General features: G+C 70.9%; 8 protein-coding genes. 6 read left to right on the top strand and 2 right to left on the bottom strand.

From position 1 onward, the window contains the following. Positions 1-64: 64 nt before the first annotated feature. Entirely contained in the window at positions 65-2,332 is a 2,268-nt protein-coding gene (locus tag ACFXA3_RS07545; protein WP_385183312.1) for a M4 family metallopeptidase, read from the bottom strand. Positions 2,333-2,713: 381 nt separating this feature from the next. Between ACFXA3_RS07545 and ACFXA3_RS07540 the strand changes: the two genes are divergently transcribed. Continuing rightward, the gene (locus tag ACFXA3_RS07540) at positions 2,714-4,201 is read left to right on the top strand and encodes a sugar transferase (RefSeq protein ID WP_385183310.1); all 1,488 of its coding nucleotides are present in this window, start codon (positions 2,714-2,716) and stop codon (positions 4,199-4,201) included. Positions 4,202-4,220: 19 nt separating this feature from the next. Here ACFXA3_RS07540 and ACFXA3_RS07535 read toward each other — a convergent pair whose 3' ends face one another. Then, positions 4,221-5,165: a GDP-L-fucose synthase family protein gene (locus ACFXA3_RS07535; protein WP_385183307.1), complete on the bottom strand. Its 945-nt coding sequence runs from the start codon at positions 5,163-5,165 to the stop codon at positions 4,221-4,223. Positions 5,166-5,512: 347 nt separating this feature from the next. Here ACFXA3_RS07535 and gmd point away from each other — a divergent pair, with 347 nt between their 5' ends. From gmd to ACFXA3_RS07510, 5 genes are all read left to right on the top strand, one after another. Beyond that, positions 5,513-6,526, top strand: coding sequence for a GDP-mannose 4,6-dehydratase (gmd, locus tag ACFXA3_RS07530; RefSeq protein ID WP_385183304.1), 1,014 nt, complete (start codon positions 5,513-5,515; stop codon positions 6,524-6,526). A gap of 245 nt (positions 6,527-6,771) precedes the next feature. Further along, a complete protein-coding gene (locus ACFXA3_RS07525) occupies positions 6,772-9,549 on the top strand; it encodes a LamG-like jellyroll fold domain-containing protein (protein ID WP_385183301.1) in 2,778 nt (925 codons plus the stop codon). Positions 9,550-9,641: 92 nt separating this feature from the next. Further along, entirely contained in the window at positions 9,642-10,319 is a 678-nt protein-coding gene (locus ACFXA3_RS07520) for a hypothetical protein (protein ID WP_385183298.1), read from the top strand. 118 nt (positions 10,320-10,437) lie between these two features. Then, positions 10,438-10,650, top strand: coding sequence for a hypothetical protein (locus ACFXA3_RS07515; RefSeq protein WP_385183296.1), 213 nt, complete (start codon positions 10,438-10,440; stop codon positions 10,648-10,650). A 141-nt stretch (positions 10,651-10,791) separates the two neighbouring features. Next, positions 10,792-11,595, top strand: coding sequence for a hypothetical protein (locus ACFXA3_RS07510; RefSeq protein WP_385183294.1), 804 nt, complete (start codon positions 10,792-10,794; stop codon positions 11,593-11,595). Positions 11,596-11,710 lie beyond the last annotated feature (115 nt).

The following is an 11,710-nucleotide window of genomic DNA, read 5'->3' as shown; positions in this document are numbered from 1 at the left end:
GGTCTCTCCCGGACGGCCCCGTGTCTTTCGGGTCAGCCGTCGCCGCTCATCCGCCCCCGGAGGGTCAGAAGGTGAGCTTCCAGCTGTTGATGTAACCGGTGTCCAGGCTGGCCGCGTCACGGACCCGCAGCTTCCAGGTGCCCTGGGCTACCTCGGAGGACGCGTTCACCGTGAAGCTCTGGACGATGTTGTCCGCGCTGCCGCCGGTCCGGTTGCGCAGGTTGTAGACCGAGCCGTCGGGGGCGACCAGGTCGACGACCAGGTCACCGACGTAGGTGTGGACGATGTTCACGTCCACCTTGAGGGTGCTCGGGGCGTTGCCCGTGCGGGTCACGGCGATCGGGGACTCGACGGTCGAGTTGTCCGCGATCTGGTAGTCGTTCGTGTTCTCGAACACGCTCTGCTGGGACGTGCCGACGGTCCAGGTGAAGGACGCCGTGCCCGTCTTGCTCTGCGAGTCGGTCACCGTGACGGTCACGTTGGACGTGCCCGCGGTGGTGGCCGTGCCCGAGATCAGACCGGTCGAGGAGTTGATCGACAGGCCGGCCGGCAGGCCGGTCGCCGCATAGCTCAGGGCGCCCGGGTTGGTGCTGGTCGCCTGGACCTGGAGGCTGACCGCCGTGTTGATCTGGGTGGTCTGGTTGGCGATCGGGGTGACCGAGACGCCGGAGACGATGCGCGCACCGACGTTGATGCCCGCCCAGGCGTTGGCCACGTTGTTGTACGTGGTCGAGCCCTGGCCGTACAGGTCGGCGGCGGCCTGCAGGGTCGCGGTACGGGCGGCCGCGTAGTTGGTGTTCGACTTGAAGTAGCCCACCGTCAGCGCGCGGAACCAGATCTTCGCGGCGGCGTCGCGGCCGATCGCGGTGACCGGGAGGTTGTCCGAGGTCGGCGAGTTGTAGCTGACGCCGTTGATGACCTTGGCGCCGGAGCCCTCGGACATCAGGTAGTAGACGTGGTTGGCCGGGCCGGACGAGTAGTGGACGTCGATGCCGCCGATGCCCGAGTACCACGCGTCCTTGGAGCCGCCGTCCTTGCTCGGCTTGTCCATGTAGCGCAGCGGGGTGCCGTCGCCGTTGATGTCGATCTTCTCGCCGACCAGGTAGTCGCCGACGTCCTGCGGGTTGTTGGCGTAGAACTCGACGTTCGCCGCCATGATGTCCGAGGTCGCCTCGTTCAGGCCGCCGGGCTCACCGCTGTAGGTCATGTTGCCGGTGACCGAGGTGAGGCCGTGGGTCATCTCGTGGGCGGCCACGTCGATGGACGTCAGCGGGTGCGTGTTGCTCGTACCGTCGCCGTACGTCATGCAGAAGCAGGAGTCGTCCCAGAACGCGTTCACGTACGCGTTGCCGTAGTGGACCCGGCTGTACGGGGCCACGCCGTCGTTGCGCAGGCCGTTGCGGCCGTGCACGTTCTTGTAGTAGTCCCACGTCAGCTGTGCGCCGTAGTGGGCGTCGGCGCCGGCCGTCGCCCGGTTGGACGCGGCGCCGTTGCCCCACACGTCGGTCGTGCTGGTGAACAGGCTGCCGGTGCCGGAGCTGCCGCCGTTGAGGTCGTACGTCTTGTGGCCACCACGGCCGGCGTCGGTGAGCGTGTAGTTGCTGCCCGACTGCGAGGTGCCCATCGTGACCTGGCCGCTGTACATGGTGTTGCCGGTGCCGGTCTCGATGGCCTGCCACTGGGTGATCTTCGCGCCGGTCTTGGCGTCGGTGACCACGTGCAGCTCGCTCGGGGTGCCGTCGTCCTGGAGGCCGCCGACGACGGTCTCCCAGGCGAGGACGGGGGCGCCCTCGGCGGCCCAGATCACCTTGCGGGCGTTCTTCGAGGGCTTGGCGTCCTTGGAGCCGGCCGCGTTCGCCGCGGAGACGGCCTGGCCCTCGGCGCCCGCCGGGGTCACGGTCGCGGTGGTGTCCGCGACCTTGATCTCGTGGTTGGTCGCCTTGGTGATGCTCTTGGTGACGCCGCCCTTGGCATGGACCGTCAGGTCGCCGCCGAGCACGGGGAGTCCGCCGTAGGTGCGCTCGTACGTGGTGTGCGTGGTGCCGTCGGCGTCCTTGACGACGTCACGGACGACCAGCTTCTCCTGCTCGCCGAGGCCGAGGGCCTTGGCCGCCTGGACGGTGGTCGAGTTGGCGTCGGCGATGAGCGTCGCACGCTCGGAAGGGCTGAGACTGACGGCTGCCGCGCCCGGGTTGGGCTGGGCGGCGGTGCGGGCCTGCGACGCGGTGGCGTCGGCGGAAGCGGTGCCGGCCTGGATGCCGACGGCGAGCAGTGCTGCGGCGGCGACGAGCGCGCCGGCCGCGGTGGCACGCCTGTGGGGGGTGGGACTCAACGCAGACTCCTTCTGCAAGGGGGGTTCCGGATGGCTGGGTGGGCCTCCGGGCAGAGCAGGCTGGTGCGATGAACGGATCGAAGAGTGCCAGTCGGCGACGAGAATGTCAGGGGCGCGTCAAAAGGTTGGCCGGAAACGGTTCGTTGACCGAAGAGACGTATCCGGTATCCGAACCATTCACCTTCGCGTGCGAAGGGGGCATCCGATATCTGGAACGTTTGGTACCGGTTGCTAACACTTGCGCAACAAGAGGTCTCGTTCGCGCAATCGGCATTTGTCGTACGGGTGTTTGTCGTACTGTTTCCCGGTGCGCCAGATGTCCGTCGCCAGGGGAAGCCATGGGCACGCGCCACTGTCATAGACCACGTGCCAGGGGGGCCCATGAGGCATGTCCATTTTCCTGCGCAAAGACTGGCCGCAGCAGCCGCCGAGCCGGCAGGGCTCGCTGCGGCCCCGGTGAGGCGGATCGGGGACAAGGCGCGCTGGTACCTGCCCGCCGCCCTCGTCGCCGACTTCCTCGGTGCCGCGGTCCCCGTGGCACTCGTCTTCCAGGCCGCACAGCAGGTCCGGCCGGTCTACTGCGCCCTCGGCGCGGCCCTGGCGTGGACCGGGGTGCAGGCGGTGCGCCGCCGGTACACCTCCCGCGCGCTCGGAGAATCCCGCGGCGTGCTCCCCGTCCTGCACGACTGGCTGATTCTCATCGGTGTCCTGGCCGTGGCCCGCGTGGTCACCGCCGAGAACACCCCCCGACTCTCCGCCCTGGGCGCCCTCCTCCCCGCCCTCCTCGTCACCGTGGCCTGCCACAAACTGACCTACCGCCACCTCTCGGCCGCCCGCCGCGAGGCCCACGCCGTCAGCCGGGTGCTGGTGGTCGGCGAACCCGGCGCCGCCGAGGCCGTCATCGAGCACCTGGCCGCGCGCACCGACCACCCGTACGTCGTCGTCGGCGTCGTGCCGGTCGGCGCCGGCCCGATCGAAGGCGGGGTGCCCGTCGCGTCCCGGCTCGACGAGGCCGCGCCCGAGGCCCCGAACGCCGACTCCGCCGCCGTGCTCGGCGCCGTCCGCAGCCACCACGCCGACCTCGTGCTGGTCGCCCCCGGCGCGCGCATCGCCGGCGAGCGGCTGCGCAGGGTCGCCTGGGCCCTGCACGACGCCGGGCTGGAACTCGCCGTCTTCCCCGGCCTCGTGGAGGTCTCCGTCAAGCGGCTGGAGACCCTCTCCGCGGGCGGGCTCGCCGTGCTGCGGGTGGCGCCGCCGGTGGGCCGGGGCGTCCAGACCCTGCTCAAGTCGGTCCTCGACCGCACCGGGGCCGCGCTCGGGCTGCTGCTGCTCTCGCCGGTCTTCCTCGGCATCGTCCTGGCGATCCGCCTCGGCTCGCGCGGCCCGGCGTTCTACCGCCAGCAGCGCATCGGGCGCGACGGGGTCCCGTTCGTCATGTGGAAGTTCCGGACCATGGTCGTGGACGCGGACCGGCTCAAGAACGAGCTGTCCGGGGCCAACGAGAACGACGGCCTGATGTTCAAGATCCGCCGAGACCCCCGGGTGACCCGGGTGGGCCGGCTGCTGCGCCGCACCTCCATGGACGAACTGCCCCAGCTGTTCAACGTGCTGGGCGGGCACATGTCCCTGGTCGGGCCGCGCCCGCCGCTGCCGGAGGAGGTGGCCCAGTACGACGAGGTCGAACTGCGCCGGCTCACCGTGCGTCCCGGCATGACCGGGCTCTGGCAGATCAGCGGACGGTCCGACCTCTCCTGGGACGAGACGATCCAGCTCGACCTGCAGTACGTCGACAACTGGTCCTTCACCAGTGACGTCGACGTCATGGGCCGTACCCTCCGCGCCGTCGTCGACGGTCGCGGAGCGTACTGAGGAGCCGCGGCCGTTGCGTTCAGCCCTGCTCGCGCCACCACCGGTAGGTGGCGGCGATGCCGTCCCGCAGCCCGATCTCCGGCTTCCAGCCCAGCGAGGTCAGGCGCGTGACGTCCAGGAGCTTGCGCGGCGTGCCGTCCGGCTTGGACGTGTCCCAGGCGAGCCGGCCCCGGAAGCCGGTCACCTCGGCGACGGTCTCGGCGAGGGCCTTGATGGTGAGGTCCTCGCCGCAGCCGATGTTCACCGGCTCGTCGCCGTCGTAACGGCCGAGCAGCACCGCGCAGGCGGCCGCCAGGTCGTCCACGTGCAGGAACTCGCGGCGCGGGGTGCCGCTGCCCCACAGGGTGACCTCGTCGCGGCCTTCGGCGGCCGCCTCGTGGAACCGCCGGATCAGGGCGGGCAGTACGTGCGAGGTCTCCAGGTCGAAGTTGTCGCCCGGCCCGTAGAGGTTCGTGGGCATCGCCGAGATGTACGAGGCCCCGTACTGCTTGCGGTACGACTGGACCTGGACGATCCCGGCGATCTTCGCCAGGGCGTACGCCTCGTTCGTCGGCTCCAGCGGGCCCGTCAGCAGGGCGTCCTCGCCGATGGGCTGCGGGGCGAGCTTCGGGTAGATGCAGGAGGAGCCCAGGAACAGCAGCCGGCCGACCCCGGCGGCGTGCGCGCCGCCGATGACGCTGAGCTGGATCTTGAGGTTGTCCTCCAGGAACTGCACCGGATACGTGCTGTTGGCCATGATCCCGCCGACCTTGGCGGCGGCCAGCACGACGGCGTCGGGCCGGACGTCCTTCAGGTACGCCCCGGTCGCGGCGGCGTCGCGCAGGTCGAGGTCGGCGCGGCCCCGGGTGAGCACCTCGTGGCCGTCGGCGGTGAGCCGGCGGGCGACCGCGGAGCCCACGAGGCCGCGGTGGCCCGCGATGAAGACGCGGGCGTTCGGGGGCAGGAGCGGCAGCGAACTTGTCATACCGCCGATGATGCCAGTCCGCCTCGGCGGGCAGCGGACGAGGTCCGGCCCCGCCGCCCGCGGCCGGCCCGGCCCGCCCGGGCCCGCGCCGGCCGGCCCGGTACGGCGCAATCCGCCCGGAGGGGACGCAGGGGCGCCGTGTACGGTACGCATCCAGCCCCTTGGGCCCCGCGGCCGTACGCGCGCCGTCAGGTCCGGCGCGAAAACCGGGGCGCGACCACCGCCGGGCGGGCGGGACCCCGTCACCCGCGGGGTACGGCCCCACCCACCGGCGGACCGCACCGCCGCCCCGCCCCCGAGGCCCTGCCTCACCAGAACAGACCGACACGACCCCCAGGGGGACCCACATGGGCAAGACCGCACTGATAACGGGCGTCACCGGGCAGGACGGCTCGTACCTCTCCGAGCTGCTGCTCTCCAAGGGCTACACGGTGCACGGCCTGGTGCGGCGGTCCTCCAGCTTCAACACCGAGCGGATCGACCACATCTACCAGGATCCGCAGACCGCCAACCGGTCCTTCGTCCTGCACCACGCCGACCTGTCCGACGGCGTCGCGCTGGTGAACCTGCTCCGGGAGATCAAGCCCGACGAGGTCTACAACCTCGGCGCCCAGTCGCACGTGCGGGTGTCCTTCGACGCCCCCCTCTACACCGGTGACGTGACCGGCCTCGGCGCCCTGCGGCTGCTGGAGGCGATCCGGGCCAGCGGCGTGGACACCCGGATCTACCAGGCCTCGTCCTCGGAGATGTTCGGGGCCACCCCGCCGCCGCAGAACGAGCGGACCCCGTTCCACCCGCGCAGCCCGTACGGCGCCGCCAAGGTCTTCGCGTACTGGACCACGGTGAACTACCGGGAGGCGTACGACATGTTCGCCGTCAACGGGATCCTGTTCAACCACGAGTCCCCGCGCCGCGGCGAGACGTTCGTGACCCGCAAGATCACCCGCGCGGTCGCCCGGATCAAGGCCGGCCTCCAGGAGCACCTCTACCTCGGCAACCTCGACGCGGTCCGCGACTGGGGGTACGCCCCGGAGTACGTCGACGCGATGTGGCGGATGCTCCAGCAGGACGAGCCGACCGACTACGTCGTCGCCACGGGCGTGGCCGCCACGGTCCGCGAGTTCGTGGAGTCCTCCTTCGCCCACGCGGGCCTCGACTGGGCCGAGCACGTGCGCTACGACCCCAAGTACGAGCGCCCGAGCGAGGTCGACGCCCTCATCGGCGACGCCTCCAAGGCGAACGAGCTGCTTGGCTGGAAGCCGACGGTACTCGTCGCCGAACTGGCGCAGATCATGGTCGACGCCGATATCCGGCAGGTCGAGGACCAACTGGCGGGCGTGACGGTCCGCATCGACCGCTGAACGTCTTATATTTCCCCTACGATTTGCCGTGTCCCGGTCATCTCCGCTGGTATCAGGGGATGTGGCCGGGGCAAACCTGCCGTATGTCCGTTGCGCACCCTCCGGGCCGATCCGTTGATTCCAAGTTGGTATGCAATGGGTCAAGGGAGGTGACCGGGTCCTCGCGGGAGCCCTAGTCTGCGCCAGTACATATGGCTGTTCGGATAGTTCCAGCCATCAAACCGGGCAATTGCCCTGGGGGGCTCATGCGTAGATCCAGAGGGCTGACTGCTGCCCTCGTCCTGTCACTGGCCGGCGCCGGCACCGGCATAGGTCTGGTGCTGATGCCCGAGGCGTCCGCCATCACGCCTCCCGTGGCATTCACCGCCGACGAACTGCCGACCTGGCAGCCCAACGGCGTCGTCTTTGCGATGGCCGAGGCGAACGGCACCGTCTTCGCAGGCGGCACCTTCTCGGCGGTCCGCCCGCCCGACGGCACCAGCGGGGCCGAGCAGGAAGCGGTGAACTTCGTGGCGCTCGACGCCGCGACGGGCAACCCGACCTCGTGCAAGCTGGCCTTCACCGGCGCCGACGGATCGGCGACCGTGCGCGCGCTGGCCGTCTCCAAGGACAAGAAGACCCTGTACGCCGGCGGCTACTTCGGCGCCGTCAACGGCACCCCGGTCTCCAGCCTCGCCGCGATCGACATCGCGAGCTGCACGCCCAAGGCCTCGTTCCACCCGGGCTTCCCCGCCACCGTGCGCGGACTCGCCGTCACGGACGACACCCTGTACGCGGCCGGTGACTTCGGCACGGTCGAGGGCCAGACCCGCGAGCGGTTCGCCGCCGTCGACGCCGGCTCCGGTGCGCTCAAGCCCTTCGTCGCCAACGCCGACGAGCCCGGCCGCGCGATCGAGGTCACCCCGGACGGCAAGAACGTCCTCCTGGGCGGTGACTTCTTCACGGTCAACGGCAAGAACACCCACGCCCTGGCCGTCGTGAACGCCACCACCGGCGCCGTCGCCAAGACGTACAGCACCATCCCGTCGAACTCCGTGGTCAAGGACATCGCCACCGACGCGACCGGCTTCTACACCGGCAACGAGGGCTCCGGCGGCGGCGTCTTCGACGGCCGCATCGGCCTGAACCTCAGCGACTTCAACGAGAAGTGGCGCGACCGCTGCCTCGGCGCGACCCAGGCCGTCCTGCCGTACGACGGCGTGCTCTACAGCTCCTCGCACGCCCACGACTGCTCCCTCGAAGGGCAGTTCCCCGACGGCAAGCGGAACTTCTTCAACGCGCAGCTGACCGACTGGGAAGGCGCCGCCCCCGCGCCCGTGGACGGCTTCGTGCGCAGCCCGCGCAAGCTCGGCTGGCACCCCACCGCCAACGACGGCATCGGCGAGGGCATCGGCCCGCGCGCCATGACCGTCGCCGAGAAGAACGACGTCAAGTACATGTGGGCCGGCGGTGAGTTCACCGCCATCAACGGCAAGCCGCAGCAGGCGCTCACCCGCTTCGCCTCCACCGGCGACGTCGGCGCCCCGACGACCCCGGTCGCGAGCGCCGGCAGCGTCAAGCCCGGCGAGGTCCAGGTCCGCTGGCGCACCAGCTACGACGCGGACGACAGCAAGCTGACGTACCGCATCTACCGCAACGGCTCGTCGACCCCGGTCGCGACCGTCGCCGCCGACTCCCTGGAGTGGCAGCGCCCGCAGGCCTCCTGGAACGACACCACGGTCAAGGCCGGCCAGTCGTACACCTACCGCGTGACGGCCACCGACGCGGCGGGCAACACCAGCGCCCTGTCGGCCACCGCCTCGGTCACCGTCCCGACCTCGGTCCAGTCCTACCCGGACCAGGTCCGCGCCGACGGCGCCACCCTGTACTGGCGCTACGACGACACCGTCAGCCCGTACGTCGCCGACTCCTCGGTGAACGGCAACACCAGCGGCATCCAGCTCAACGCCCCGGCCCTGCGCCAGACGCCGGGTGCGATCACCGGTGCCAGCACGGCGATGGGCTTCAACGGCACCAGCCAGCAGGTGTACAGCGACCACCGCCAGACGGTGGGCAACGCGTTCGCGGTCGAGACCTGGTTCAAGACGAGCAGCACGCGCGGCGGCAAGCTGATCGGCTTCGGCAACAACACCGACCGCAGCAGCGGCACGTACGACAAGCAGATCTACATGACCAACACCGGTCGTCTGGTCTTCGGCGTCTACAACGGTTCGGCCCGCACCATCACCACCGGGCTGTTCGACACGTACAACGACAACAAGTGGCACCACGTCGTCGGCTCCATGGGCGCGAGCGGCATGGAGCTCATCGTCGACGGCCAGAGCAAGGGCACGCTGAACGTCACCGGCTCGACCTCGTACGAGGGCTTCTGGCACGTCGGCGGCGACAACCTCGCCAGCTGGCCGACCAAGCCGACGAGCAACTTCTTCGCCGGCCAGATCGACGAGACGGCCGTCTACCCGAAGGCGCTCACCGCGGCCCAGGCCAAGAACCACTACGACCTGGCCAAGGCCCCCTCCGACTCGGTCTCCAAGGTCTCCGCGACCGAGGACACCTACGTCAACCAGGGCGCCCCGAGCGCCGCCAACGGCGCGAGCACCTCGCTGGCCGTCCGCGGCACCTCGGCGTACGAGACGTACCTGCGCTTCAACCTGCCGGCCGCGCCGGCCGGGCAGGTCCTGAAGTCCGCCGCGCTCCAGATCAAGACGTCGACCCAGGCGAACGCCGGTACGGCCGACAAGGTGTCCGTGGTTCCGGTCACCGGCACCTGGAGCGGTGCGAGCACGACGTTCACCACCAAGCCCGCTCTCGGCACCACCGCGCTCGGCTCGTTCGCGAGCGTGCCGGACGGCTCGGCGACCGCGAGCACGCCGCTGGACACCGCCACGCTCTCCGCGGCGCTGGGCAGCAGCTACAGCATGGCCCTGACGAGCACGGGCACCGACCCGCTGTGGATCTGGTCCTCGGAGTCGACGGCGGCGGACGCCGCTCCGCAGCTCGTCCTGACCTTCGGCCCGAAGTAACCGTCTGAACGGAGTGCGGGGCCCGGCGCGCGACACGGCCGGGCCCCGCACCCCTATCGCAACCGATCAACTGGCACGTACGGGAGCCCCTGATGTACCGACGCTCCGCCGCGGCTGCTGTGCTGCTGGCCGCAGCTCTGACCCTGACCGCCTGCAGTTCGGACGGCGGCGGCAAGGCCGACGCCGCGGACGCGAAGCCGAAGCCGCCGGCCGCGTCGTCGGTCACGGACCCGGCGGACGCCACGGCGGCGCCGGTGTCACCCGACGCGAAGCCGACCGGACCGGTCCTGCCGGACGCGAAGATCACCCCGAAGACGGGCAGCTTCAAGCCGAACGAGAAGCAGTACCTGAGCGGACGGGTCCCGGAGAAGACGGACCCGGCGGCGGTCCTCCAGACCGGCCAGGAGTCCTGCCAGCGGGTGGAGCGCACCGCGAAGCACGACAAGGACGCGGCGACCGGAGCCATCGTCGCCGGGGAGATCCCGGGGGCGAAGGACGCGATCACGTACCTGTGCCCGGAGCAGAAGCCGATCCTGGACGCGGCGTCCAAGGGCTTCGGCGACGGCACCCGCCCGTCCCCCGCGGCGGGCACGTACCGCGCGCTGACCCAGAACACGACGTGCACCTGGGAGGCGAAGGGCAAGGACGGAGCGGTCCTGGCCTCGGGTCCGGAGACGGCGCCGAAGGCCGGCGAGAAGATCACGGCGAAGATCCCGTCGGGCACGGCGGAGTTCACGTCGACGGGCTGCTACGCCTGGATCCCCGCATAGCGCCTTCCCCGCCGGCCAGACGCCGCCCCCGCCCGGACTCCGGGCCGGGGGCGGCGTTTTCGTTCGCGGGCCGGGGGTAGCCGCGCCGTCAGACGACAACGACTCGGAGGCGGTTCACATGGGACGCATCGGCGGCTGCATCGCGCTGATCGTCGTGGGGGCCATCCTCACGTTCGCGACGGACTGGCAGATGGAGAGCGTCAACCTCGACGTCGTCGGCCTGATCATGATGGCGGCCGGCGCCGTCGGACTCGCCGTCTACGCGAGCGTCTTCCGGCGCCGCCGGGCGGCGGCCCTCCCGGTGGTCGACGAAACCCACCGCGAGCTCTGACCCCGCAGGAGACGCAGGTCTGCCCTCGTGGACATGGACGGCCGCCCCCCGGCGCGCCTAGCGTCGGGGGCGACCGACGGAACGGTTCGGGACCGGGTGTCACGCCCGGCCACCCGTCCCCCTACAGGGAGCGGCAGCGTCATGGGCTTCGACCGGAAGAAAGAGCAGGGCGAGCGGGACGGGAAGGCCCTGCCACCTCGGACCTCGGCGACCCGGAGCGCCGAAGCGGCGCCCTTCCTCGGCAGCCGCCGGGTCACGCAGTCCGCGCTGCGGACCGTGCAGGACCTGGGCGGGAACGCCGCCGCGACCGCGTACGTGCAGCGGGTCACCGACGAGGACCGGGAGAAGGCCGAAGCACGGCGCAAACGGTGGGAGGAGCGCGACACCGCGCGCGGCGGCACCCCGGCGGTGGAGACCTTCACGACGCGGGAGACCCCGTACGGCCCGTTCAACGAGCGCCCCGGACGCGGCGACGCTCCGTACGTCACCACCAATCTGCAGCAGTATCCGGGAACCCAGAGGACCGACGGCCGCTACGTCCGGGAGGAGCAGAACCAGTACGTCGGCCTGATCCCCGCACTCGACGCCGAGCACTTCCTCCCCCTCGTCAATGCCCTGAAGGGAGGGGAACTGAGCGCCGAGGAGATCGAGGGGCTGAGCGACGACCAGTGCCGGGCGGCCGCGATGCTCATGGGAATCTTCAGCGCCGAGGCGGCCCGCGCGCCGGGCGCGCTCAAGCACATCCGCAGCGCGCTCCGGCGGCAGGCCGACCCGGAGCACGAAGCGCCGCAGTTCACCGACGACTTCCCGCAGGGGCGGGTCGGCGGCGCCCAGCACGAGGCGCGCGTCCGCTCGGGCCGGGTGAGGCGGAGCACGCCCGAGGTCGAGACCATCCTCGAAGCCTCGTCCTCCTCGGACGATAGCGAATCCCGCCGCCGGCGGTGAGCCGGGGGGGGGCCCCGCCCCGCCCCCAGGGGTGGGCCCCCCCCCCCCCCCCGGGTGAAAGAGTGTTTGTCCCGACAAAGGACAAGTGGGTTTGAATGGCGGACGCCCGCAAGAT

It is taken from the genome of Streptomyces sp. NPDC059456 (assembly GCF_042750055.1).
Classification (GTDB): Bacteria; Actinomycetota; Actinomycetes; order Streptomycetales; family Streptomycetaceae; genus Streptomyces.
Note: the sequence above shows the minus strand (reverse complement) of the source record. Positions and strands in the feature narration are given on the sequence as shown.